This is a genomic window from Nocardioides sp. P5_E3, from assembly GCF_054049275.1.
This window is the reverse complement of sequence record NZ_JBFUMR010000014.1, coordinates 91417-116228: the sequence shown is the minus strand read 5'-3', so window position 1 is coordinate 116228 and position 24812 is coordinate 91417. Positions and strand designations below refer to the sequence as shown.

The 24812-nt window shown below is 72.9% G+C and carries 25 protein-coding genes; 10 read left to right on the top strand and 15 right to left on the bottom strand.

What is annotated here, in order from left to right; genetic code table 11:
* Nucleotides 1–268: 268 nt before the first annotated feature.
* Genes tsaD through glmS form a run of 9 tightly spaced genes read right to left on the bottom strand, consistent with a single transcriptional unit; the run spans nt 269 to nt 9188 of the window.
* Nucleotides 269–1315, bottom strand: coding sequence for a tRNA (adenosine(37)-N6)-threonylcarbamoyltransferase complex transferase subunit TsaD (gene tsaD, locus ACXJKB_RS11195; protein WP_457188304.1), 1047 nt, complete (start codon nt 1313–1315; stop codon nt 269–271).
* Nucleotides 1308–1763 (bottom strand): GNAT family N-acetyltransferase, encoded by a 456-nt coding sequence (locus ACXJKB_RS11190; protein WP_191194695.1) that lies wholly within the window; start codon nt 1761–1763, stop codon nt 1308–1310. The genes tsaD and ACXJKB_RS11190 overlap by 8 nt, the downstream gene beginning before the upstream one ends.
* Entirely contained in the window at nt 1760–2398 is a 639-nt protein-coding gene (tsaB, locus tag ACXJKB_RS11185) for a tRNA (adenosine(37)-N6)-threonylcarbamoyltransferase complex dimerization subunit type 1 TsaB (RefSeq protein ID WP_457188301.1), read from the bottom strand. Before tsaB ends, ACXJKB_RS11190 begins: the two co-directional genes overlap by 4 nt.
* A 10-nt stretch (nt 2399–2408) precedes the next feature.
* Nucleotides 2409–3299, bottom strand: coding sequence for a tRNA (adenosine(37)-N6)-threonylcarbamoyltransferase complex ATPase subunit type 1 TsaE (tsaE, locus tag ACXJKB_RS11180; protein ID WP_457188299.1), 891 nt, complete (start codon nt 3297–3299; stop codon nt 2409–2411).
* Entirely contained in the window at nt 3296–4366 is a 1071-nt protein-coding gene (locus tag ACXJKB_RS11175) for an alpha/beta fold hydrolase (protein ID WP_457188297.1), read from the bottom strand. Before ACXJKB_RS11175 ends, tsaE begins: the two co-directional genes overlap by 4 nt.
* On the bottom strand, nt 4363–5562 hold the full coding sequence (gene alr, locus ACXJKB_RS11170) for an alanine racemase (protein ID WP_457188296.1): 1200 nt from the start codon (nt 5560–5562) through the stop codon (nt 4363–4365). Before alr ends, ACXJKB_RS11175 begins: the two co-directional genes overlap by 4 nt.
* A gap of 8 nt (nt 5563–5570) precedes the next feature.
* Nucleotides 5571–6971 carry an NAD(P)H-hydrate dehydratase gene (locus ACXJKB_RS11165; protein WP_457188294.1) on the bottom strand — a complete coding sequence of 467 codons (1401 nt, stop codon included), beginning with the start codon at nt 6969–6971 and terminating at the stop codon, nt 5571–5573.
* A 2-nt stretch (nt 6972–6973) separates the two neighbouring features.
* The gene (locus tag ACXJKB_RS11160) at nt 6974–7327 is read right to left on the bottom strand and encodes a holo-ACP synthase (RefSeq protein WP_457188292.1); all 354 of its coding nucleotides are present in this window, start codon (nt 7325–7327) and stop codon (nt 6974–6976) included.
* A gap of 16 nt (nt 7328–7343) precedes the next feature.
* A complete protein-coding gene (glmS, locus tag ACXJKB_RS11155; RefSeq protein WP_457188290.1) occupies nt 7344–9188 on the bottom strand; it encodes a glutamine--fructose-6-phosphate transaminase (isomerizing) in 1845 nt (614 codons plus the stop codon).
* Between the two features lie 65 nt (nt 9189–9253).
* On the opposite strand from glmS, the gene coaA reads away from it, so the two are divergent.
* Nucleotides 9254–10234: a type I pantothenate kinase gene (gene coaA / locus ACXJKB_RS11150; RefSeq protein WP_457188288.1), complete on the top strand. Its 981-nt coding sequence runs from the start codon at nt 9254–9256 to the stop codon at nt 10232–10234.
* A 117-nt stretch (nt 10235–10351) separates the two neighbouring features.
* Here coaA and ACXJKB_RS11145 read toward each other — a convergent pair whose 3' ends face one another.
* Nucleotides 10352–10840 carry a hypothetical protein gene (locus ACXJKB_RS11145; protein WP_457188275.1) on the bottom strand — a complete coding sequence of 163 codons (489 nt, stop codon included), beginning with the start codon at nt 10838–10840 and terminating at the stop codon, nt 10352–10354.
* Between the two features lie 728 nt (nt 10841–11568).
* Nucleotides 11569–12567 (bottom strand): GNAT family N-acetyltransferase, encoded by a 999-nt coding sequence (locus ACXJKB_RS11140; RefSeq protein ID WP_457188273.1) that lies wholly within the window; start codon nt 12565–12567, stop codon nt 11569–11571.
* Nucleotides 12568–12651: 84 nt separating this feature from the next.
* Here ACXJKB_RS11140 and ACXJKB_RS11135 point away from each other — a divergent pair, with 84 nt between their 5' ends.
* The gene (locus ACXJKB_RS11135; protein ID WP_457188271.1) at nt 12652–13002 is read left to right on the top strand and encodes a hypothetical protein; all 351 of its coding nucleotides are present in this window, start codon (nt 12652–12654) and stop codon (nt 13000–13002) included.
* On the opposite strand, the gene ACXJKB_RS11130 is transcribed toward ACXJKB_RS11135, so the two are convergent.
* The 4 genes from ACXJKB_RS11130 to rplM form a co-directional block, all read right to left on the bottom strand.
* Complete coding sequence (locus ACXJKB_RS11130; protein ID WP_457188269.1) at nt 12999–13529, bottom strand: hypothetical protein; 531 nt, start codon at nt 13527–13529, stop codon at nt 12999–13001. The genes ACXJKB_RS11135 and ACXJKB_RS11130 overlap by 4 nt on opposite strands.
* Nucleotides 13526–14875, bottom strand: a complete 1350-nt coding sequence (gene glmM, locus ACXJKB_RS11125; RefSeq protein ID WP_457188267.1) for a phosphoglucosamine mutase — start codon at nt 14873–14875, stop codon at nt 13526–13528. The genes ACXJKB_RS11130 and glmM overlap by 4 nt, the downstream gene beginning before the upstream one ends.
* A 107-nt stretch (nt 14876–14982) precedes the next feature.
* On the bottom strand, nt 14983–15495 hold the full coding sequence (rpsI, locus tag ACXJKB_RS11120; RefSeq protein ID WP_191194681.1) for a 30S ribosomal protein S9: 513 nt from the start codon (nt 15493–15495) through the stop codon (nt 14983–14985).
* A gap of 14 nt (nt 15496–15509) precedes the next feature.
* On the bottom strand, nt 15510–15953 hold the full coding sequence (gene rplM, locus ACXJKB_RS11115; protein ID WP_191194680.1) for a 50S ribosomal protein L13: 444 nt from the start codon (nt 15951–15953) through the stop codon (nt 15510–15512).
* Nucleotides 15954–16213: 260 nt separating this feature from the next.
* Here rplM and ACXJKB_RS11110 point away from each other — a divergent pair, with 260 nt between their 5' ends.
* The 8 genes from ACXJKB_RS11110 (at nt 16214) to ACXJKB_RS11075 (ending at nt 24807) form a co-directional block, all read left to right on the top strand.
* On the top strand, nt 16214–17539 hold the full coding sequence (locus ACXJKB_RS11110; RefSeq protein ID WP_457188265.1) for an NAD(P)/FAD-dependent oxidoreductase: 1326 nt from the start codon (nt 16214–16216) through the stop codon (nt 17537–17539).
* A gap of 118 nt (nt 17540–17657) precedes the next feature.
* Nucleotides 17658–18962: a citrate synthase gene (locus ACXJKB_RS11105; protein WP_457188263.1), complete on the top strand. Its 1305-nt coding sequence runs from the start codon at nt 17658–17660 to the stop codon at nt 18960–18962.
* A gap of 216 nt (nt 18963–19178) precedes the next feature.
* Nucleotides 19179–21056: an ATP-binding protein gene (locus ACXJKB_RS11100; RefSeq protein ID WP_457188261.1), complete on the top strand. Its 1878-nt coding sequence runs from the start codon at nt 19179–19181 to the stop codon at nt 21054–21056.
* The gene (locus ACXJKB_RS11095; protein WP_457188259.1) at nt 21014–21505 is read left to right on the top strand and encodes a hypothetical protein; all 492 of its coding nucleotides are present in this window, start codon (nt 21014–21016) and stop codon (nt 21503–21505) included. The genes ACXJKB_RS11100 and ACXJKB_RS11095 overlap by 43 nt, the downstream gene beginning before the upstream one ends.
* Before the next feature lie 118 nt (nt 21506–21623).
* Nucleotides 21624–22334 carry a hypothetical protein gene (locus ACXJKB_RS11090; protein WP_457188257.1) on the top strand — a complete coding sequence of 237 codons (711 nt, stop codon included), beginning with the start codon at nt 21624–21626 and terminating at the stop codon, nt 22332–22334.
* 13 nt (nt 22335–22347) lie between these two features.
* Nucleotides 22348–22860 (top strand): SigE family RNA polymerase sigma factor, encoded by a 513-nt coding sequence (locus tag ACXJKB_RS11085; RefSeq protein ID WP_457188255.1) that lies wholly within the window; start codon nt 22348–22350, stop codon nt 22858–22860.
* A gap of 30 nt (nt 22861–22890) precedes the next feature.
* Complete coding sequence (locus ACXJKB_RS11080; RefSeq protein WP_457188253.1) at nt 22891–23427, top strand: GNAT family N-acetyltransferase; 537 nt, start codon at nt 22891–22893, stop codon at nt 23425–23427.
* A 69-nt stretch (nt 23428–23496) separates the two neighbouring features.
* Nucleotides 23497–24807 (top strand): S1C family serine protease, encoded by a 1311-nt coding sequence (locus ACXJKB_RS11075; RefSeq protein WP_457188251.1) that lies wholly within the window; start codon nt 23497–23499, stop codon nt 24805–24807.
* Nucleotides 24808–24812: the final 5 nt, after the last annotated feature.

Genomic DNA, 24812 nt, shown 5'->3' with positions numbered 1-24812 from the left:
CCGGTGGACGCGGATCGACCGGTGCCCGCGGCGCCGCCGGAGGCGCCAACGGTCGCGGCGGCCGCAAGGGCGACGACGACCAGGCCGCCGATCGCGACAGCCTGGTCTACGAGCAGGACTGGCTCGGTGACGACGACGTCGCACCCGGAGTCCTCGACTGAGGTCCGCCTCGTTCGAGCGTCCGTGATGCAGGTCCCCGCTCTCGGGCGGGGACCTTCGTCATGTCCGGAGGACGTGGGAGCGACGTCGCGGACGACGTCGGGTGGTGTCAGGCGACGACGGTCGTGATCGGTTGCGAGGAGTCGGCCGGCAGGTCGAGCCGGGACGGCGTACGGCCGCGGGCGACGAGCTCGGCCCCGAGGGCGGCGACCATGGCACCGTTGTCGGTGCACAGACCCGGACGCGGCACGCGCACGCGGATGCCCTGCGCCGTTGCCCGCTCCTCGGCCATCGCGCGCAGCCGGCTGTTGGCGGCCACGCCGCCGCCGATGAGGATGTCCTCGATCCCGCGGCTGGTGGCCGCGTCGATCGCCTTGCGGGTCAGCACGTCGCACACCGCCTCCTGGAAGGAGGCGGCGACGTCGGCGACGTCGATGGCGACGCCCTCGCGCTGCTGGGTCTCGACCCAGCGGGCGACGGCGGTCTTGAGCCCCGAGAAGGAGAAGTCGAAGCGGTGCCGCTCGAGGTCGCGTCGGTTGGTGAGACCGCGCGGGAAGTCGATGGCGACGCTGTTGCCGCTGCGCGCCTGCTTGTCGATGTGGGGTCCGCCGGGGAACGGCAGGCCCAGGAGCCGGGCAACCTTGTCGAAGGCCTCCCCCGCCGCGTCGTCGATGGTCGAGCCCATCGGCTCGACGCCGACCGTGACGTCGGTGACCTCGAGCAGGCTGGAGTGGCCGCCCGAGACGAGCATGGCCAGGCACGGCTCCGGCAGCGGTCCGTGCTCGAGCTGGTCGACCGCCACGTGGGCGGCGAGGTGGTTGACGCCGTAGATGGGCTTGCCCAGGCCGAGGGCCAGGGCCTTGGCGCTGGCCACGCCGACCAGCAGCGCTCCGGCCAGACCGGGGCCGCTGGTGACGGCCACGGCGTCGATGTCGCTCAGCGCGATGCCGGCCGTCTCCGCGGCGCGCTCGATCGTGGGCACCATCGCCTCGAGGTGGGCGCGGCTGGCGACCTCGGGCACCACGCCGCCGAAGCGGGCGTGCTCCTCGACGCTGCTGGCGACCGTGTCGGCCAGCAGGGTGTGCCCCCGGACGATGCCGACCCCGGTCTCGTCGCAGGAGGTCTCGATCCCGAGGACCAGCGGCTCGTCAGTCATGGGCCGTCGCCGTGTGCTCGCGGGCGGCGCCCGGGAGCCAGCGACACATCACCAGCGCCTCGGACCCGTCGCGGTAGTAGTGGGGGCGGACGTCGATGACGCTGAACTGCCGGGCCACGTAGAAGCCCAGGGCGGGGGCGTTGGTGACGCTCACCTCCAGCAGCATCCGCGAGGCGCCCTCGGTGTCGACGAGGAGCTCGTCGAGCAGGCGCGAGGCGAGGCCCGTGCGGCGCGCGTCGGGGCGGACGCCGATCCGCAGCAGGTCGACGATGTCGCCCGCGGTCATGGTCACGGCGTAGCCGGAGAGGTCGTCGGCGACGACGAAGCGGCGCCCCAGGCCGTCGATCTCCTGGCGGATGAGCTCCTCGCTCCACGCGTCGGGTCCGAACAGCTCCTGCTCGAGGGCACGGAGCGCCGGCAGGTCGGCGAGGGTGGCGGGACGGATCACGAGACGGGCTTCCTGGGTGCTCCGGCGACCGCGTCGGGGCGGCGCAGGTAGAGGGGTTCGGGGTCGAGCAATTCTACGAGCTCGGACACGACGCCGGCAGCCAGCCAGCCGGCGCTCGGCCGGGTGGGGGTGATCGGGTGCGGGAAGGCGTCGGGGTAGAGCCCGGGTCCGGCGCCGGCGACCGGGGCGTCGGTGGCGACCTCGGCCGGGCGGGTGACGACCGGTCCTTCGAGGCGGCGGCCCTCGGCGTCGTACGAGGCCAGGTAGACCTCCTTGCGCCGGGCGTCGGTGGCGACGAGGAAGCTGTCGTGGGTGGTCCCGCTGCCGACGACCTCCAGCGCGACGGCGTCGAGGGAGCAGACGCCGTAGACGGGGATGTCGAGGACGAAGCCGAGGGTGCGAGCGGTCACGACCCCCACGCGGAGGCCGGTGAACGGACCGGGACCGACGCCGACGGCGACGGCGGTGAGGTCCTGGCGCACGACGCCCGCCTCCTCCATGCACCGCGCGATGAGCGGCGCGAGGTGCTCCCCGTGCTTCATCGGCTGCTCGGAGGAGTGCTCGACGACCACGCGCTCGCCGTCGTGGAGGGCGACGGAGACCAGCGGGGTCGCGGTGTCGAAGGCCAGCAGCACGGCGTCGAGGCTACTGCCCGACGATCCAGCGCAGCGAAACCCGGCGGGGGTCGAGCTCGTCGCCGACCGGCGCGTCACCGACGGTCCGCTCGATCACGACCTCGAGGCGGGAGTCGGCCAGGCCCTCGGCCAGGCCCGCACCCCACTCCACGACGGTCACCGCGGAGTCGAGCGAGGTGTCGAGGTCGAGGTCGTCGAGCTCGTCGAGCCCGCCGAGCCGGTAGGCGTCGACGTGGACGAGGTCGGGCCCGTCGCCCAGGGCGGGGTGCACGCGGGCGATCACGAACGTCGGCGACGTGACGCCGCCGCGCACGTCCAGTCCCTGGCCGAGCCCCTGCGTGAAGGTCGTCTTGCCGGCCCCCAGCTCGCCGGTGAGCACGACCAGGTCGCCGGCGACCAGGCCGGACCCGACGCGCACACCGAGCTCGCGCATCGTCTCCGCGTCGGGGGCGTCGAAGGTCGTGCCGAGCCACCTCGCGAGCTCGACGTAGGGGCTCGTCCCGCCGGTGACGACGAAGTCGTGCGCCTCCCAGAAGGCGACGGTGCCGGGCAGCTCCTCGCGGGCGACGACCCGCACCGCCGAGCGACCGGTCGCCGCCTCCACGGCCGCTTCCACCAGGGCCGAGGCCACTCCCCTGCCCTGGGCGGCGGGCGTCACGCCGAAGCGGCGGAGCACGAGCCCGTCGGGGTCGGGGTCGAGCACGACGCACCCCACGGGACGGTCGTCGAGGACGGCGAGCAGGCCACCGCGCCGGGCGAGCAGGCGCTTGACGGAGTCGATGTCCTCGCCGAGCGCGTCGGCCGGTGGGTCCAAGGCGGGCCGGGCACCGAAGGCCTCCCGCACGACCGCGAGGACGTCGGCGGCCGCCTCGGGTCCCACCCGGCGTACGACAACGCTCACAGCAGGCCCTCGCCCTGGGCGAGGGAGATGAGGTCGTCGAGCTCGGCGGTGACCTGCTTGTGGCGCTCGAGCAGCACCATGTGGCCGGCGCCCTCGCACTCCAGCAGGCTCGAGCCGGGGATGCGGCTGTGCAGCTTGCGGCTGTGCCCGACGGAGGTGATCTTGTCCTCGGTGCCGCAGATGATCGCCGTGGGCACCCGGCTGAGGGGTTCGAGGTGATCGAAGTGGTCGAGGGTCGCGAAGGCCGGGTAGAAGTCCGCGACGACGGCGAACGGCGTCGAGTTGAGCATCGAGTAGACGAACTCCACCATCGCGGCCGGTACGTCGTCGCCATCGCCGAACGCGTAGCGGTCGGTGAAGACGTCGGCGACGGCGTGGCCCCACGCGCGCGCGACGTCGACGACCCGGTGACCGCGGTCGAGGGTGCGCACGGCGCGACCGACGAACCGGCCGCCGAGGCCCAGCGGCAGCATCGGGAACAGGATCCGGCCGGGGTCCAGCCCGCCGGCCGTGGTCGACATGAGGGCGGCACCGACGACCGTGTCGCCGAACAGCTCGGGGTAGTGCTCGGCCAGGGAGATCACGCTCATCCCGCCCATCGAGTGGCCGACGACGACGCAGCGTCCCGGGACCGTGTCCTCGATGACGCGGCGCAGGTCGTGGCCGAGCTGCTCGATCGTGCAGTGCTCCTCGTCGGAGCGGGCCGACCGGCCGTGGCTGCGCTGGTCGTAGAAGACCGTACGCACCTGGCCGCGGTAGGCGGCGCGCTGGAAGTGCCAGCAGTCGAGGTTGAGCGAGTAGCCGTGCACGAAGACGACGGTCAGGTCGTCGTCGGTGGCGGGCACACCGCCGAAGTCCTCCGGCTCGTCGATCTCGACGTGGAGGTCGAGCGCGTCGTCGGCGACGACCACGCGCGGCGCGCTGTGGAGCTCACCGAACGCCACGTCCTCGCCGGCGGCCCGGTTGCCGATGACGCGGTTCTGGCGGGCGATGCCCACGGCGCCGGCGGCAGCGGCCAGGCCGGCTGCGCCCACGACGGTGCCGAAGATGCGGCCCTTGATGCTCAACGGGGGGTCCTTCCGGAGTCCTCGGTGTCGGCTTCGGTGTCGGTCTCGGTGTCGGCTTCGGTGTCCGCCTCGGTGTCGACGTGCCTGCGGACCAACCGGCCGCCGACGCGGGTGACGATCTCGTAGCTGATCGTGTCGACGGCGTCCGCCCAGTCCTGGGCGGTGGGCTCGCCGAGGTCGCCGGCGCCGAAGAGGACGACCTCGGTCCCGGCCGGCGGCAGCTCGCCGTGGAGGTCGACGACGAGCTGGTCCATGCACACGCGGCCGCGGACCGGCCGCTGGGAGTCGCCGACCCAGACGTGGGCGGTGTTGCCGGCGGCGCGCGGCACCCCCTCGCCGTAGCCGGCTGGCACGACGCCGACGGTGGTGTCCTCGGCGGCGTGCCAGGTGTGCCCGTAGGAGACGCCCTCACCGGCCCGGACGACCTTGCTCATCACCAGGCGGGCCCGCACGGTCATGGCGGGCCGGAGGCCGAGGCGCGGGCTGACGCCGGGCGCCGGGTCGAGGCCGTAGGTCGCGATGCCGCAGCGGACGAGGTCGAAGTGGGAGGAGGGCCGCAGGATCGTCGCGGCGGAGTTGGCGAGGTGGGTGACGTCCGGGTCGAGCCCGGCCGTCTCGGCCAGGGCGAGCGCCTCGCGGAAGGCCTCCTCCTGGGCGTCGTTGGCCGGGTGGGCCGGCTCGTCGCTGGCGGCGAAGTGGGACCAGATCCCGGTGACGGTGATCCGCCCCTGCCGCTCGAGGTCGCTCGCCACGGCGAAGAGGCGCTGCCACTCCGAGCGGGGCGATCCGCCGCGCGAGAGGCCGGTGTCGACCTTGAGCTGCACCCGGGCGGAGCCCACCGCCGCGATCTCCTCGAGCTCGGTGACCGAGTAGGCGGTGACCTCGATCCCGGCCGCGACCGCGGCGGCGAAGTCGTCGCCGGGAGCGCTGAGCCAGCACAGCAGCGGGCCGTGGTCGCCGGCGGCCCGCAGTGCGAGCGCCTCCTCGATGGTTGCCACCCCGAGCCAGTCGGCGCCGGCGTCGCGGGCGGCGGCCGCGACCTCGACCATGCCGTGGCCGTAGCCGTCGGCCTTGACGACCGCCATCAGCTGCACGGGGCCGTCGACGCTCACCAGGTCCTTGAGGATGCGCACGTTGTGCCGGACGGCGGCGAGGTCCACCACGATCTCGGCGCGATGCGGCACGCGATCGGTCATGCCCTCGATCATCCCAAACCGTCGAGGACGTCGCGCACCAGCCGCGGGATCTGGACCGCGACGCGGCTCGCCGTCAGCGGTCCGCCGGCGGCTGCCTGGGTCGCGGCGGCTCCGTGCAGCCACGAACCGACGGACGCGGCGTCGTACGGCTCCAGTCCCGCCGCGAGGAGCGCACCGACGAGCCCGGCGAGCACGTCGCCGGCGCCGGCGGTGGCGAGCCACGGCACCCCGGTGGTGGTCACCCGGACCCGCCCGGCGGGGCTGGCGACGAGCGTGTGGTGCCCCTTGAGCAGGACCACGCAGTCGAAGCGGGCCGCCGCGGCGCGCGCGTGCTCCAGCGGCGAGGCCTCCACATCCTGGCGCTCGATGCCGAGCATCGCCGCCAGCTCGCCGGCGTGCGGGGTCAGCACGCAGCCGGGCACCGTCCCGTCCACGTGGCGCAGGGCGTCGGCGTCGACGACCACCGGCACGTCGTCGGCACGGGCCTCGGTGAGCATCGTGCCCGCGTCGTCACCACCGCCGGGGCCCACGACCCAGGCCTGGACGCGGCCGTCGCCGACGACCTCGGGGTGCGCGCTGCGGACGGTGTCGGCGATCGCCGCCGTCCCGACGTAGCGGACCATCCCGACCAGCCCGGAGTTCGCTCCGGACACGGCGAGCAACGCGGCACCCGGGTAGGTGCCCGAGCCCGCGCGCACGCCGACCACGCCGCGGGTGTACTTGTGCGCGACGTCGTCGGGCCGCGGCAGCAGGGCGCGCACGTCGTCGGGCTGGAGCGCCTCGACCACGGGCGGGCCGAGCTCCGGGTCGTCGAGGCCGAGGTCGACGAGGTGGACGGCCCCGCTCGCGAGGCAGGCGGGGTCGACGAGGTGGGCGACCTTGTGGGTGCCGAAGGTGACCGTCAGGTCGGCGCGGACGTGCGGGCCGTCGAGGGTGCCGCCGTCGACGTCGACGCCGGACGGCACGTCGACCGCGACGACGGGCACCGCGGGGAAGCGCTCGAGGGCCGCCACCGCGTCGGGGCGGAGCCCCGGGCGACCGCCGATGCCGACGATGCCGTCCACCAGCACGTCGGGCACTGGGTGGAGGGTGTCGAGGTCCCGGGTCGCCCGGCCGCCGGCGGCACGCAGGGCGGCGAGCCCCGCATCGTGCACGCGGTCGGCGAGGAGGAGCGCCTCCACCGCCGCGCCCCGGGCCGCGAGCCGGGCTCCCGCCCACAGCGCGTCGCCACCGTTGTCCCCGGGGCCGACCAGCAGGAGCACGCGCCGGCCGTAGCCGCCGCCGAGCAGGTCGAGGACCGCGGCGGCCAGGCCCGCGGCGGCGCGCTGCATCAGGGCGCCGTCGGGCAGGCGGGCCATCGCGGCCGCCTCCGCGCGGCGTACGTCCTCGACGAGGTGGGCGCTCAGCACTGTCAGCTCTCCAGCACCACGACGGCCGACGCGATGCCGGCGTCGTGGGACAGCGAGACGTGGACGTGGGCGACGCCCATCGCCTCGGCGCGGGCGGCGACGGTGCCGCGGATCTCGAAGCGCGGCCGCCCGGTCTCCTCCGAGACGATCTCGGCGTCGTGCCACGCCATCCCGACGGGCGCACCGAGCGCCTTGGCGATCGCCTCCTTGGCGGCGAACCGCGCGGCCAGCGACGCGGGCGGCCGCGACGCCTCGGCGTCGGTGAACAGCCGCGACCGCAGCGACGGCGTGCGCTCGAGGGACTGCACGAAGCGGTCGATGTCGACCACGTCGATACCGACGCCGATGACCGGCACGCGCTGCTCCTGGCCCTTACTCGACCGTGACGGACTTGGCGAGGTTGCGGGGCTGGTCGACGTCGTGGCCGAGCTGGGTGGCCAGCTCGCACGCGAACAGCTGCAAAGGCACCACGGCGACGAGCGGCTGCAGCAGCACCGGTACCTGCGGCAGCGTGATCAGCACGTCGGCGTAGGGCGTGATGGTGGTGTCGCCCTCCTCGGCCAGGCAGAGGGTGCGGGCGCCGCGCGCTCGCACCTCCTGGATGCCGCTGATCATCTTGTCGTGCAGCTGGTCGCGGCCGCGGGGCGGCACCACGCACAGGATCGGCAGGCCCTCCTCGACCAGGGCGATCGGGCCGTGCTTGAGCTCGCCGGCTGCGAAGCCCTCGGCGTGGAGGTAGGCGATCTCCTTGAGCTTGAGCGCGCCCTCGAGGGCCACCGGGTAGCCGGCGTGGCGGCCCAGGAAGAGCACCGAGCGGCTCTCGACGTGGTCGCGGGCCAGGCCGTAGACCTGCTCGGACTTGTCGAGCACGGTCTGGATGTGGGCCGGCATCTGGTCGAGCTGGTCCATGACCTGCGAGATCTCGTCGCCGTAGCGGGTGCCCTTGACCTGCGCGAGGTAGAGGGCGAGGAGGTAGCAGGCGACGAGCTGGGTGAGGAAGCCCTTGGTCGACGCGACGCCGATCTCCGGGCCGGCGTGGGTGTAGATGACGCCGTCGGACTCGCGCGGGATGGTCGAGCCGTTGGTGTTGCAGATGGCGAGCACCTTCGAGCGCTGCTCGCGTGCGTGGCGGATCGCCTGGAGCGTGTCGGCGGTCTCACCGGACTGGCTGATCGCGACCACGAGCGTGGAGGAGGTGAGGATCGGGTCGCGGTAGCGGAACTCACTGGCCAGCTCGACCTCGACCGGGATCCGGCACCAGTGCTCGACTGCGTACTTGGCCACCATGCCGGCGTAGAACGACGTACCGGCCGCGATGATGATGATCTTGTCGACGTCGCGCAGGTCCTGGTCGGACAGGCGCATCTCGTCGAGCTGCAGCAGGCCGTCGGTGCCGCGGCGCCCGAGCAGCGAGTCGGCGACCGCGCGCGGCTGCTCGAAGATCTCCTTGCGCATGAACCAGTCGTGGCCGTCCTTCTCGGCGGCCGAGAGGTCCCAGTCGACGTGGTAGCGGCGGCCCTCGGCGGGCGTGCCGTCGAAGCCGGACACGCTGACGCCCTCGCGGGTGATGGTGACGACCTGGTCCTGGTCGAGCTCCATCGCCTCGCGGGTGTGCTCGATGAAGGCAGCGACGTCGGAGCCGAGGAAGTTCTCGCCCTCCCCGATGCCGACCACGAGCGGGCTGTTCCGACGGGCCGCGACGACGCGGTCGGGGTCCTGGGCGTCGACGGCGACGAGCGTGAAGGCGCCCGCGAGGCCGCGGCAGACGTTCTGCATGGCGACCGTCAGGTCGACACCCGTCTCGAGCTGCTCCTCCAGCAGGTGGGCCGCCACCTCGGTGTCGGTGTCGGAGGCCATCTCGACGCCCTCGGACTCGAGGCGCTGGCGCAGCTCGGCGAAGTTCTCGATGATCCCGTTGTGCACGAGCGCGACGCGGCGCTCACGCCCGAGGTGCGGGTGGGCGTTGCGGTCGGTCGGCGGGCCGTGGGTCGCCCAGCGGGTGTGGCCGATGCCGGTGGTCACCTGCGGAAGCGGAGCGTCGGCGATGGCCTTCTCGAGGTTGGCCAGCTTGCCGGCGCGCTTGTCGGAGACGATCGTGCCGCCGTCGACGAGGGCGATCCCCGCGGAGTCGTAGCCCCGGTACTCCAGGCGCCTGAGGCCCTCGATCACGACGCCTTCAGCCGGCTTGGCACCTACGTACCCGACGATTCCGCACATGGCCGGGGAGTCTATCTATAGGCCGCTGCACGGCTGCGCCCCCGTGCGGTGCCACAATCGCACCCATGTCCGAGGTCGCACCGCCCTCCAACGGCACGACCTCCAGCAATGAGACCTCCCCCTACGTGGAGCTCGAGCGCGCGGCGTGGGCGCAGCTGGCCGGAACGGCCGAGACGACGCTGACGCGCGAGGAGGTCGCCCGGCTGCGCGGACTCGGCGACCAGCTCGACCTTCGCGAGATCGAGCAGGTCTACCTCCCGCTGTCGCGCCTGCTGAGCCTCTACGTCGCGGCCAACTCCCGGCTCCACCGCGAGCAGGAGGAGTTCCTGCACCGCGTCACCCCGCCGCGTACGCCATTCGTGATCGGGCTCGCGGGATCCGTGGCGGTCGGCAAGTCGACGACCGCCCGCGTCCTGCAGCAGATGCTCGCCCACTGGCCCGAGCACCCCAACGTCGCGCTGGTGACCACCGACGGCTTCCTGCTGCCCAACGCCGAGCTCGAGCGCCGAGGGATCCTGCACCGCAAGGGCTTCCCGGAGTCCTACGACCGCCGGGCACTGCTGAAGTTCGTCATCGACATCAAGTCCGGCCGCGACGAGGTCGAGGCGCCGATCTACTCCCACCTCGTCTACGACGTCCTCCCCGACGAGAAGGTCGTGGTGAAGCGACCCGACATCGTCATCATCGAGGGCCTCAACGTCCTGCAGCCCGCGCGGGGGCGCGACGACGGCCGCACCGGACTGGCCGTGAGCGACTTCTTCGACTTCTCCGTCTACGTCGATGCCGCGCTGACCGACATCAAGCGCTGGTACGTCGACCGCTTCCTCCGCCTGCGCGAGACCGCCTTCCGCGATCCGGCGTCCTACTTCCGCAAGTACGCCGCGCTCTCCCACGACGAGGCCGTCGACCAGGCCACCCGCATCTGGGACTCGATCAACGAGCCCAACCTGGTCCAGAACGTCTCCCCCACCCGCTCCCGCGCCAACCTCGTCCTCCGCAAGGACGCCGACCACTCCGTCCGCTACGTGCGGCTGCGCAAGCTCTGACGCACGACCTGACGTCATGGCCGCTGGTCGTCCGGACAGCCAGCTTCCATGACGTACGAGGGGTACGTCATGGAGAGCGGTCGCCCGCGTGGCCACCGGCCATGACGTACGCCGACGTCAGGCCGCCCGGCACCACCCTCCGGCCGCCAGGCCGCGCTCGACCTGGTCGAAGAAGTCGTCGGCGGCGACCCGGAGACCGAGGAGCGGGAGTCGCAGGACGGTCGACCTGCTGAGGCTGACCTCGTTCTGGCGAAGCGCGTCCGGGACGACTGACGTGGCCCACGAATGGTGGATGCCATCGATCTCGACCACCAGGCCGAAGTCGTCCCAGCACACGTCGAGGTAGTAGCGCCCGTCGCGGCCCCGGCGAACCTGCTGGCGGTCGGGCTCGGGAATCCCTCGGCGGCGACACTCCCGGGCGAAGTCGAGCTCACCCAGCGACCGCACCCCACCGAGCAGGTCGGTGACGACCGCGTGCATCAGCTCGCGGCGCCGGTCGCGGTGGATGGCGAGCAGTGCCCGTCCGACGAGCTCCGGGGTCGTGAGCCCTTGCTGCACCGGCATCGTCAGCAGGAGCGCCGCCTGCTTGTCGCTCCTCGCCCACATCGCGGCCCTCAATGCTGCGACGGGCACTCGCGTACGGGGTACTCCGGTCGTTACGCAGTCGACCGCGCACCAGCGTCGCGTCCGGCGGATGTCGAGCCCGGTCCCCGTCAGCGGCTTCACACCCCGCGGCACGGACACCCGGAGGACCGACACGTCGTAGTTCGACAGACCGGAGGCGACCAGGCTTGCCTCTCCGTCGAGCATCGCGCGGTCGCCGCCTTCGAAGACGGCCGCCCAGCGGCGGCCCACGGGTGAGACGGGGCCCGTGTGCAGGCAGACGGACCGTGTCCACACTCGCTGCCAACGCTGCGCGCTGATCTGTGCCCGCAGCTCACCGCGGGTGAGCCCGGCTGCGTAGGCCTGGGCTCGGGAGACGACGCCGCCCTGCGTGTCGGCAAGCCCCGACAGCTCCGCGCGGATGTGTCGCCGCTCCCGTGGACCGTGCCTTCTCGCGATTGGCTGCATGCCGTTCAGGGTCGATGCACCGGACAGCCTGGACGAGGCCGCGGCCCTCGCGCCTGTGGACAGGACCCTTGGTGAGCGCCCTGTGGATCGACTGCGGCCCACTCGGTCGCCGAGGTACCGCCAGGACGTCATGGCGCACGGTCCTCCGAGCAGCCACCTTCCATGACGCTGTCGTTGGACGTCATGGCCGGCGGTCGTCAGGACAGCCACCCGCCATGACGTCAGGCGGCGAGTGTCGCCGTTCGACTGACGACGCCCGCTGGTCACAGCTTCTTCTGCAGCTCCAGCAGCGTCTCGATGGTGCGGTAGCCCAGCGCCTCGTTGACGGCGTTCATCCGGGTGTTGACCTCGGCGTTGGAGGTGTCGACCGAGAGCAGCCCGGGCCAGCTCGCAACTGCGAGGTCGTGGGTCGCCGTCTTGAGCACCAGCCCGAGGCGCCTGCCCCGGTGCGCGGGGTCGACGATCGTGATGCCGACCTGGCCGTGGGCCGGGTCGCTGTCGTCGACGCGCAGGTCGGACACGCCTGCCACGGAGCCGTCCGGCGCGATGGCCATCGCCGTCAGCAGGTGCCGCCCCACGGACACCTGCCGCTGCTCGGCCTCGCGGATGCGCTCGGGGGTCCACTCGGACGCCTGGAGGTCGAGCTCGCCGAGCGGCACCTCCGACATCAGCATGCCCACCAGGCGCCCGAACGACGCCAGGTGCTCCTCCGGGCACACGGTGTCGAAGTTGATGAGGCGGTAGCCCGCCGGGACCGGGGCCGACGCGGCCAGCGCGTCGCGGCGAGCCACGAAGTCGGCGAGGGTCAGCTCCTTGATCGACTCCCGGCTGGCAACCTCGTAGCCCATGGCCCGCGCGAAGAGCTCGGGCCCCGTGCCGGACCCGCCCGGCGGGAGGTAGGCCTCGCTCTGGATCGTCGTACGACCGTGGCCCGCGGCGATCACCTCGAGCTCCTCCACCAGCCGGCGGCCGATGCCCTCGCGGGTGCGGTCGGGCCGGACGTAGGCGAAGCCCATGGCGGTGTGCAGGTTCTCCTTCAGCGTGCGGGCGACCAGCCCCGCGCCGACCATCTCGCGGCCGTCGATCGCGGCCACCAGGGTGACGCCGCGCTCGGGGTTCGGGGTGGGCAGCGCGACCCGGCTCTGCTCCCACAGCGGCCACGGCTTGCCGGGCCGGTCGGCGGTGGCGGCGTGCCCGACCTCCCACCACGCGCGCAGGGCCGCCTGGTTGTGCGGGTTGAACTGCTCGATGTCGACGCCCACGCCGTGACGGTAGTGGCCCGGCAGGTCGACCTGCACGTCGATAACAGGGTGCGTAGGACGTCGCTGCTGCGGAAGGGTCGGGGCATGACCACCGGCTCACCGCTCCGCACCCGGCTGCGCGCCGCGCTGCTCGAGGCCCGCAAGGCCAGGGACGCCGAGACCGTGTCGACCCTGCGGACGGCGCTGTCCGCGCTCGAGAACGCCGAGGCGGTGCCGACCGCTGCCCGCGCCGGCGCGATCGAGCAGGCGCCGGTCGGGGCGGGCGCCGCCGAGGCGGAGCGCCGGGTGCTCAGCGACGCCGACGAGCTCGCGCTCCTCGACGAGGAGATCGCCTCGCTGCACGAGGCGGGACGGGTGTTCGCGTCCACAGCGCCCGAGCAGGCGACGGCGGTGCGGCGCGCCGCCGGGGTGCTCGCCGACCTCCGGGAGGCCTAGGAGCGCGAGGTCCGCCGTCGGCGGGCTGCTTCGATCCGGTCGGCCTCGCGGATGGACGCTCTCGCCATCACGCGCCCCCGCCAGCGCACGAGGGCGCCGATCACGAGGACGAAGGCGGGCATGCCGATCCCGAGCCAGAGCCAGGTGGAGAGCGGCGAGCTCGCCTCCACCGACGAGCCGTCCGGCGAGACCCACAGCGTCCACGTGTCACCGACCTCGCGCTCCTTCGGGCCCGATCGACGGAACGTCGCGGTCCGCACGTCGTCGCCCTCGGGCCAGCGCAGCTCGTAGGAGGTCAGGGTCCGGTCGTCATCCCCGGGTCGCGGACCCTCGTGCACGGAGACGACCGTCGTCTCCCGCTGGTCGGTGCCGCCCAACAGGTGGGCGCGCGTGCCGGGCGTCAGGACAGCCAGCACGACGGCGAGCGCCAGCCCGATCCCGATCCCGAAGGCCACGTCGCCGAGCGACAGCCACCCGCGTTGCTCCGGCTCGTGCTCCTCGGGGCCCGGCCGTGGATCGGTGGTCACGGAAGTGAGAGCTGGCGGCGTACGACGTCGGCGAGCCGCGACGCGACGCCCTCGGCCTCGTCCTCGGTGGGCGCCTCGACCATCACGCGCACGATCGGCTCGGTGCCGGACGGGCGCAGCAGGATGCGACCGCGCTCCCCGAGCACGGCCTCCTCCTCCGCGACGGCCGCGGCCAGCACGGCGTCCTCGTCGGCGCGCGACTTGTCGACGCCCGAGACGTTGAGCAGGACCTGCGGTAGCCGGGACATCACCGAGGCGAGGTCGGCCAGCGACCGGCCGGTGGTGGCCATCCGCTCCATGACGTGGAGCGTGGTCAGGATGCCGTCGCCGGTGGTGGCGTGGTCGCTGAGGATGACGTGGCCGGACTGCTCGCCGCCGAGGTTGTAGCCGGAGACCTTCATCGCCTCGAGGACGTAGCGGTCGCCGACCTTGGTCTGGCGCACGCCGACACCACCGGCGCGCATGGCCTGCACGAAGCCGAGGTTGCTCATCACGGTGGCGACGACGGTGTCCTTCGCCAACCGGCCCTGCTCGAGCAGCGAGAGCGACAGGATCGCGAGGAGCTGGTCGCCGTCGACGACGTTGCCGTCGGCGTCGACGGCCAGGCAGCGGTCCGCGTCGCCGTCGAGGGCGAAGCCGGCGTGGGCGCCGTGCTCGACGACGGCCTTCTGCAGGTCACCGAGGTGCGTGGACCCGCAGTCGTCGTTGATGTTGAGGCCGTCGGGGTCGGCGTGGATCGCGATCACGGTCGCGCCGGCGTCCTCGAGCGCACGCGGACCGGCGGCGTGCGCGGCGCCCTCGGCGCAGTCGAGGACGACCTTGAGCCCCACCAGCGGGTGGCTGATCGTGCTCTCGAGGTGGGCGGCGTACTCCTCGACCGCGGTCTCGTAGGTGCGCACCCGGCCGACACTGCCACCGGTGGGCCGCTCCCACGGCTCGCCCATCCGCCGCTCGATCGCGATCTCGATCGCGTCGTCGAGCTTGTGCCCGCCGCGGGCGAGGAACTTGATGCCGTTGTCGGGCATGGGGTTGTGGGACGCCGACAGCATCACGCCGAGGTCGGCGCCCAGCCTGTCGGTCATGTAGGCCACACCGGGCGTCGGCAGCACGCCGAGCAGGAGCACGTCGACACCGGCCGACGCGAGGCCCGCGACGACCGCGGCCTCGAGGAACTGGCCCGAGATGCGGGTGTCGCGGCCCACGACGGCGAGGGGTCGGTGCCCGGCGAACTCGCCGCGATCGGCCAGGACGTGGGCGGCGCAGACCGAGAGGTCGAGGGCGAGCTCCGCCGTCAGGTCGGCGTTGGCCAGGCCCCGGACGCCGTCGGTGCCGAAGAGTCGCGTCATGGCCCGGGAGCCTACGGGTCGCCCGCGTCCGGTGCAGAAACGAGGCTGGACGTGCGACGAGGCCCGCACCGTCGGACGACGGTGCGGGCCTCGAGGTGCAGGCTGGATCAGCGCTTGCTGAACTGCGAGGCCTTGCGGGCCTTCTTGAGCCCGGCCTTCTTGCGCTCCACGACGCGGGCGTCGCGGGTCAGCAGACCGGCCTTCTTGAGCGCCGGGCGGTTGGCGTCGGTGTCGATCCCGTTGAGGGAGCGCGCCACGCCGAGGCGCAGGGCGCCGGCCTGGCCGGCGATGCCGCCGCCGTGGATGCGGGCGATCACGTCGAAGCGACCCTCGAGCTGCAGCTCGACGAACGGCTCGTTGGCGATCTGCTGGTGCAGCTTGTTCGGGAAGTAGCTGTCCATCGAGCGGCCGTTGATGGTCCACTCGCCGGTGCCGGGCACGATGCGCACACGGGCGACGGCCTCCTTGCGACGGCCGGTGGCCGCGCCGGGGGCGATGGTGGCCGGACGGGCCGGGGTGTCGGCGGAGGCGTCGCTCTCGGACGTGTAGCTCACGCCGTCGGCGCCGGTCTCGAAGGTCTCCTCGACCTCGCCCGAGTCCAGGGTGGTGTTCTCAGTCATCTGTGCGTCCTCAGTCACTGGGAGATCTGCGAGATCTCGAAGGGAGTGGCCTGCTGGGCCAGGTGCGGGTGGTCGGGGCCGGAGTAGACCTTGAGCTTCTTCAGCACCTGTCGACCGAGCTTGTTCTTCGGGAGCATGCCCCACACGGCGCCCTCGATGGCCTTGCGGGCGTCCTTCTCGAGGAGCTCACCGAAGGGGGTGGCCGAGAGGCCGCCCGGGAAGCCGGAGTGGCGGTAGGCCATCTTGGTGGTCTTCTTCGTCCCGGAGAGCGACACCTTCGACGCGTTCACGATGATCACGAAGTCGCCCATGTCCATGTGGGGGGCGAAGGTCGGCTTGTGCTTGCCGCGGAGGAGGTTGGCGGTCTGGACGGCGAGGCGGCCCAGGACCACGTCGGTGGCGTCGATGACGTGCCACTCACGCTGGATGTCAGCGGGCTTGGGGCTGTACGTGCGCACGGCGGTATCCCGTTCTGGTTCGTTGGTCCCGGCCCTCGGACGAGGGCCGACTGGTGCTGCTGCGGCTTCTGACGAACACGGCCCGGATCGCTCCCACCCCGAGAACTGGCTCAGCGGAGGGATGACGTCCGGATCTGCACCCGTCCCCGAAGGGAGCAGGCGCGGCAGGAGTCGCGACCAGCAAGACTACGGCTCACGCGCGAGGGGGGTCAAAACGGCGAGGGGCTGCCGGAGCGGGGACGCGCGAGCACAATGGCGGCGTGCGGAACGGCGGCGTGTCCTTCTGGTGGCAGCAGGTCGGGCTGCCCTCCCCCACCGACCGGCTCCAGGGTGACACGTCCTGCGACGTCGCGATCGTGGGCGGGGGGCTCACCGGCCTCTGGACGGCGTACTACCTCGCGGAGGCCGACCCGACCCTCGACGTCCGGGTCGTCGAGGCGGAGTTCGCCGGCTTCGGCGCGTCCGGGCGCAACGGCGGCTGGCTGTCGAGCGAGCTCGCCGGGAGCGCGCGGACGTACGCCGCCGTGGCGGGCGAGGACGGCGTCCGGCGCCTCAGGGACGCGCTGCGCGCCACGGTCGACGAGGTCGTCGGGGTGGCCGCCCGGGAGGGCATCGAGGCCGACATCGTGCGCAGCGGCGTCCTCACCGTCGCCCGCTCGGAGGCCCAGCGGCAGCGGCTCGACGGGGAGCTCACCGCCGGGCAGGTGGCCGACCGGGTCCGGGTGGCCGGAGCCGTGTCCGGGCACTTCGACCCCGACTGCGCCCGCGTGCAGCCGGCCCGGCTGGTGTCGGGCGTCGCCCGCGTCGTGCGGGAGCGCGGCGTACGCATCCACGAGGGCACCCGGGTCACGTCGGTCTCCCCCGGCGCGGTGGTGACGGACCGCGGCACGTTGCGGGCGTCCGTGGTGCTGCGCTGCCTGGAGGGCTTCACCGCCGGGCTCGTCGGGCACCGCCGCGACTGGCTGCCGATGAACTCCGCGATCGTCGTGACCGCTCCGCTCACCGACGCGCAGTGGGGCGAGATCGGGTGGGCCGGCGAGGAGCTGCTCGGCGACGAGGCGCACGCCTACTGCTACGCCCAGCGCACCGCCGACGGCCGCATCGCGATGGGCGGGCGGGGCATCCCCTACCGGTTCGGCTCGCGCACCGACGTCGACGGCCGCACCCAGGACCGGACCGTCGCGTCGCTGCGCTCGACGCTGACGAGCCTGTTCCCGTCGCTGGCCGGCATCGGGCTCGACCACGCCTGGTGCGGCGTGCTGGGCGTGCCGCGCGACTGGAGCGCCAGCGTCTCGTACGACCCCGCAACCGGCCTCGGGCACGCCGGCGGCTACGTCGGCTCGGGGCTCACCGCGACCAACCTGGCCGGCCGCACATTGCGCGACCTGGTGCTCGGCCACGACACCGACCTGACCCGCCTTCCGTGGACCGGTCACCGGGTCCGGAGGTGGGAGCCGGAGCCGTTCCGGTGGGCCGGCGTGCACGCGCTGTACGGCCTCTACCGCGCCGCGGACCGCCGCGAGGACGACGGTCTGCGACGCACCAGCCGCATCGCCCGCGTCGCGCACCGCGTCGCGGGACGCTGACCTCCGGGAGCTCCGGCGCCCGTCCCACTGCTGGACACCTGATTCGCGGTCCTCGCAGACGGCGGACTAGGTTGAGGGGACCCCACAGACGTACAAATACGTATGAACAGGAGCCGACGTGACCGACGTTGCGGCCAAGGATTCCCTGACTGTCACCGACAACCGGACTGGTCAGAAGTACGACATCGCGATCACCGACAACACGATCGCAGCCAAGGATCTCGGGCAGATCCGCCTCGATGAGGAGCAGCCCGGTCTCGCGACCTACGACCCCGGGTTCGTCAACACCGCGTCGTGCCGCTCGGCCGTCACCTTCATCGACGGAGACAAGGGCATCCTCGAGTACCGCGGGTACCCGATCGAGCAGCTCGCGGAGAAGTCCAACTTCCTCGAAGTGGCCTATCTCCTGATCCACGGCGAGCTGCCCACCAAGGAGCAGTACGACGCCTGGGTGCACGAGATCACCTACCACACGTTCGTGCACGAGAACGTGAAGACCTTCATGCAGGGCTTCCGCTACGACGCCCACCCGATGGGCATGCTGATGGCCTCGGTCGGCGCGCTGTCGACGTTCTACCCCGACGCCCGCAACATCAGCGACGCGGACAACCGCCACATGCAGATCGTCCGCATGATCGCGAAGATGCCGACCCTCGGCGCCTGGTCGTTCCGGCACGCGCAGGGCAAGCCCTACGTCTACCCCGACAACGACCTCGGCTACACCGCCAACTTCCTCTCCATGCTGTTCAAGATGAGCGAGTCGAAGTTCGAGGCCGACGAGCGCCTGGTCAAGGCCCTCGACGTGCTCTTCATCCTCCACGCCGACCACGAGCAGAACTGCTCGACCAACGCGGTCCGCTCGGTCGGCTCCTCGCAGGTCGACCCCTACTCGGCCGTCTCGGCCGGCGTCGGCGCGCTCTACGGCCCGCTGCACGGCGGCGCCAACGAGGCCGTGCTGCGGATGCTCAAGCGCATCGGCAGCAAGGAGAACATCCCCGCCTTCATCGACGGCGTGAAGGACGGCAACGAGCGCCTGATGGGCTTCGGCCACCGGGTCTACAAGAACTACGACCCGCGCGCCAAGATCATCAAGAAGTCCGCCGAGGACGTCTTCGAGGTCACCGGCACCAACCCGCTGCTCGACATCGCGCTGGAGCTGGAGAAGATCGCGCTGGAGGACGAGTACTTCGTCAAGCGCAAGCTCTACCCCAACGTGGACTTCTACTCGGGCCTGATCTACGAGGCCTTCCAGTTCCCGCCGGAGATGTTCACCGTGCTGTTCGCCATCGGCCGCACCCCGGGCTGGCTGGCGCAGTGGTCGGAGCTGGTGCAGGACAAGGACCAGAAGATCGCCCGTCCCAAGCAGATCTACACCGGCGACCGCGAGCTCACCTTCACCGCGGCATCCGAGCGCTGGAGCTGAGCCTCAGCGCCAACGGGTGTCACCTTGCCCGGCTGCGCCGTGCTGCGGCGCTCACACCACCGAGGGCCATGCGGCTTCGCCGCATGGCCCTCGCGGCGTTCAGGGCGTTCGTGCGTCCCGACCCGCACCACTCTCGATGCTTCATCCGGAGCCGCGGATGTCACTACACTCCCGAGCACTCGGGGGCGTGGGACGACGGGCGGTCACGGAGGTGACGTGGGGACACGTGGGGACGGCACCCTCGGCTCGGTGCTGCGCGGGCTGCGGGAGGGCGCCGGTCTCTCGCAGGAGGAGCTGGCCGAACGCGCGGGGCTGAGCCCGCACGCGATCAGCGCGCTGGAGCGCGGCACCCGGACCCGGCCCTACCCGCACACGCTGCGCTCGCTGGCGACCGCGCTCGACCTGGGCGAGGACCAGCGCACCGCGCTGCTGGCCGCGGTCCCGCCACGGTCACCGCGCCACGCCGCGCCGACCTCGGCGGCGGACGGCACCTCCGGCAGGCGCGACCTGCCGGTCCCGGCCACGCCGCTCATCGGTCGCGACGACGACGTCGGCCGCGTCGCCGACCTCCTGCGCACGAGCCGCCTCGTCACCCTCAGCGGCCCCGGCGGCGTGGGCAAGACCCGCCTGTCCCTGGCCGCAGCGGCGTCGGTCCGCGACCGCTACGCCGACGGCGTACGCCTGGTCGAGCTCGCGCCGCTCCTCGAGCCGGGCCAGCTGCTCCCGGCGGTCGCCGACGCCGTGGCCGCCACCCGCGACCCCGCGCGGTCCGTCACCGACGACATCGTCGACCGGCTGCGCGGCCAGCACCTGCTCCTCGTGCTGGACAACGTCGAGCACCTCCTCGACGCCGCGCCGGACGTCGCCGCGATCGTCGAGGCCGTGCCCGACCTGTCCGTCCTGGCCACCAGCCGCGCGCCGCTGCGCGTGCGCGGCGAGACGGAGTACGCCGTGGAGCCGCTCGAGGTGGACGACCAACCGGACGGGACGCCCTCCCCGGCGGCACGGCTGCTGCTCGATCGCGCGCAGCGGGTCAACCCCGGCTGGGGCGCCGACCCGGCCGACGCCGCGGCCGTCCGCGCCACCTGCGAGCGTCTCGCCGGGCTGCCCCTCGCCCTCGAGCTCGCTGCCGCCCGGGCTCGGTTGCTCGATCCTGCGTCGCTCCTCCAGCGGCTCGACACGGCGCTGCAGGCCGGTCCGCGCGACCTCCCGCCCCGCCAGCGCACCATGCGCGCCACCCTGGACTGGAGCCAGGGACTGCTCGACGCACCGGCACGCAGGCTGCTGCGGCTCATGGGTGTCTTCGTCGGTGGCACCACCCTTGCCGACCTCGAGGCGATCGCCGCCCGGGTCGGGATCGCCGACGCCGAGGTCGTCACCAGCCTCGAGGAGCTGGTCGAGCACTCCCTGGTCCTCGCCGAGGGGTCGGGCCGGCTGCGGATGCTGGAGCCGGTCGCCCAGTACGCCCGCGACCTGCTGCGCGAGGCGGACGAGTGGGACGACGCCGCGCGGGCCCATGCGGCTCACTACCTCACGGTTGCCGAGACCAACCACTCGAGCTATCGCGACGGCGGCCAGGTCGCGGCGCTCCACCGCATCGATCTCGAGCACGCCAACCTCACCGCGGCCGCCGAGCGCTCGCTGGCGGCCGGTGACATCGAGACCCCGGCCCGGATGGCGTGGGAGCTGTGGCTCTACTGGTGGCTGCGCGGTGACCACGACCATGGCCGGCGGTTCGCGGAGAGCGCCCTCCACCACGCCGCGGACCTGCCCGACGACGTGCATGCCCGCGCCGCACTCGCTGCCGCCACGATGGCCTTCGCCATGGACGACGTCCCCGCGGCCGCCGGATGGTGGGCACGCTCCCACGAGCACGCCGGCGACGACCCGGCGATCCTCTCCAACGCCGTTGCGGGAGAGGGCCTGGTGGCACTCGTCGAGGCGACCTCGCCCTGGCCCGCGACCGTTTCGAGGCGGCCAGGCACCATGCCCGGGTCGGCGGCCCCGAGGTCCAGTGGACCTGGGGACTGGCGCACGTCTGGCTGGGCACCGTGGCCCTCCTCGAGGGAGACGCCGACGAGGCGGTGCGGCTGATCGAGGCCGGCCTGGCCTCGGCGCGGAGCCGAGAGGACCGGTTGTCGTCCTACATCGCTCTCTACAACCTCTTCCAGGTCGAGCTCGGGCGCGGCGACCACGACGCCGCCCGCCGCCACCTCGAGGAGAGCACCCGGCTGTCGCTCGAGACCGGCGACCAGGCCAACCTCGCCTACCTGCTCGACGCGGGAGCGGTCCTCGCCGCGGCCTCCGACCAGCACGCGCGGGTGCCGCTGCTGCTCGGGGCCGCCCAGGCGATCCGCGAGGTCCAAGGAGCGCAGGGCTACGGCTACTACCGGCCTGACCCCGCCGCCATCACCGCCGCCGCCCACTACGCCCGGTCGTACCTCGGCGCCGACCGCTACGACGACGCCCTCGACACCGGGCGCGGGTTCACCGGCGCCCAGGCCGCCGCGATGCTGCACGACCCCGGCGCGGCCGCGGGCTGACCCGGCCGGACCCCGTACACCGCTCGTACACCTGCGGCTGTCCGTGGCCGACGACGTCGTACGGCGCCGAGGGTGGAGGCACGGCACGCACCCGTGCCCACACCCTGAGGAGCCGCAGATGAGCACCACGCTCGACCCGTCCACCGCGTCCGGTCCGCACCGCGACGCCAGCACCGGCGCACCGACCCGGCCACCCGGCCGCGGGTGGGTGCTCGCGGGCCTCGGCGCCGGCCTCGCCGGGATCGCCTCCGTCGTCGCCAGCGGCATGGTCGACGCCGTCTACGACCCGGCCACCAGTGGCGACGCCGAGGCGATCACCGAGGCCACCGCGGAGCTCGTGCCGCAGATCCTGACCTTCCACACCGCGACGATGGTCTCCTGCGCCCTGCTTGTCGTCTTCGCGGCAGGCCTGCACCGCCACCTCCAGCGACGTACGCACGCCGACAGCATCGTGCCGGGAGTGGCGGCGATCGGGCTGGTGATGGTCTGCGTCGCCCAGCTGCTGGGGGCCGGCCTCACCACCGAGTTCGCCTTCGGGCTCGCCGACCCGGACAACGTCCTCGTCCCCGAGACGGTCGTCTTCTTCGGCCACTGGATCGGCACCATCCCGTGGCTCTGGGGCGGCATCGGGCTCACCGCCCTCGCCATGGCCAGCGCAGCGTTCAGGCAGGGCGCCTTCGCCCGCTGGCTCGGCTGGACCAGCCTCGTGCTCGGCGGCATCACCACGCTGTTCCTCGTCAGCCCCGTGCAGTACATGGCGGGCATGACCGGACCGATCTGGCTCGTCATCGTCTCCGTCGCGCTCCTGCGCTCGGCGCGCCGCGCCTGACATGGCGCCCGTCGTGCACGACGAGGTGGGGAACGCGACCGACTTCGCGTCGTACGTCGCCTCGCGACGACCCGCGCTGCTCCGCTGGGCGCGCGCCGTCGCCGGCGACCCGCACAGCGCGGAGGACCTGCTCCAGGACTCCCTGGTCCGGGTCCTCCCCCGCTGGGAGGGCCTGCGCGAGCGGGCCGCCGCCGACGCCTACGTCCGGCGCACCATCACCCGCCAGTACGTCAGCTGGCAGCGCCAGCCGTGGCGACGCAGCGAGGTCGCCTCCGACGACCTCCCGGAGACCGTCCGGGACGTCGGTCCTCGTCCGCCCGCCGACCCGTCGGGACGGCTCTGGGACCTGGTCCTGGCACTCCCGCCCCAGCAGCGCGCCGCCGTCGCCCTGCGCTACTACGAGCAGCTCGACGTCGCCGAGACCGCCGCCGTCCTCGGCTGCTCGACCGGCACAGTGAAGTCCAACACCAGCCGCGGCATCGCGGCGCTCCGCCGGCTCGCCGCCGACCAGGCACCGGCACGATGACCACCCGACGACCACATGAGAGGACACCCCATGTCGACACCTCCCACCAGCACGCCCGCCACACCGGCCGAGTCATGGCTACCCGCCGACTTCCGCCACCCGACCCGGGTCGAGGTCCCGTACGGACACCACCTGCGACCGATCCGCGCCGAGGACACCGACCTCGACATGGTCGCCGTCATGGGCTCGCGCGATCGGCTGTGGAGCATCTACGGCGAGGCGTGGGGGTGGCCACCCGCCGACATGACGCACGAGGCCGACCGTGCCGACCTGGCCCGCCACGCGGCGGAGATGGAGACGCACGAGTCGTTCAACTACGCGCTCCTCGACACCGACGAGACGGCGCTGCTCGGCTGCGTCTACATCGACCCGCCGGAGAAGCCGGGCGCCGACGCGGAGATCTCGTGGTGGGTGGTGGACGAGTGCGTGGGCACCGAGCTCGAGGCGGCGCTCGACGAGCTCGTCCCGCGCTGGATCGCCGCGGACTGGCCGCTCGAGCGCCCGCGCTACGTCGGTCGTGACCTCACGTGGGCCGAGTGGTCGGCGCTGCCTGACCTGCCGCGCTGACCTCAGGTCTCTGCACCTTTACAGGACGTTCTCAGGGCATCCACAGGGTCACGGCGCACTGTCGAAGACATGAGCGACGGACAGACCCCCCAGCACGGCGGCCCCCAGAACCCCCAGCACCCGCGGCCCGCCGACGACAACCCGTACCAGCGTGCCTCCTCCGGGTGGACCGGGGCGGACTCGCACCCCACCCAGCCCGTGCAACCCACCTACCCCGGGCTCCCGCTCCAGCAGCCCACCCACGCGCCGCCCCGCGAGCGCAAGGGCCGGGGCCGGACGGGTCTGGCCGCCGCTGTCGTCGCCACCTCCCTGCTGGTCGGCGGAGGGGCCGGTATCGGTGGTGCCGCCTGGTGGGACGCGACCCAGGACGGCTCGGGCGGCTTGTCCCAGGCGAGCCCGCTGTCGACGTCGCAGGTGTCGTCGCAGTCGCAGGCTCCCGCGGCCGACGGGTCCGTGGAGTCGGTGGCCCAGAAGGTGCTGCCCAGCGTCGTCAAGATCGACGTGACCACGGCCCAGGGGGGCGCGTCGGGCTCCGGCATCATCCTCACCGCCGACGGCACGATCCTGACCAACAACCACGTGGTGGAGGGCGCCGAGGCCGGCAGCCTCACCGTGTCCTTCGACGACGGCACGAGCGCCAAGGCCGAGGTCCTCGGCACCGACCCGCTCACCGACACCGCCGTCATCAAGGCCGAGGGGGTCTCCGACCTCACCCCGGCCACGATCGGCAAGTCCGCCAACCTCGGCGTCGGCGAGGGCGTCGTCGCCATCGGGTCGCCGTTCGGGCTCGACGCGACCGTCACCAGCGGCATCGTCAGTGCCCTCGACCGTCCGGTCAACGTCGGCTCCGACGACCAGGGCAACTCCACGACGTACCCCGCGATCCAGACCGACGCCGCCATCAACCCCGGCAACTCCGGCGGTCCGCTGGTCGACCTGACCGGCGCGGTGATCGGCATCAACTCCTCGATCCGCACCGCGGCGTCGCAGTCCCCCGACGGCGGCCAGTCCGCGTCGGGCTCGATCGGCCTCGGCTTCGCGATCCCCATCGACGAGGTGATGCCGATCGTGGACCAGATGGCCTCGGGCGAGACCCCGACGCACGCGCGGCTCGGCATCCAGGTCGGCGACGCGCAGACGGGCGACGCCGCAGGCGCCGTCGTGCGCGAGGTGACCTCCGGCTCGGCGGCCGACGAGGCGGGCCTGGGCTCGGGCAGCGTGATCACCAAGGTCGACGACCACCGGATCACCGGCGCCGACTCCCTCGTCGCGACCATCCGCTCCTACCGCCCCGGTGACTCGGTGAGCCTCACCTGGACGAGCGGCGGCAAGGAGCAGAGCGCGGACCTCGTGCTGGACTCCGACGCGACACAGGGCTGAGTCCC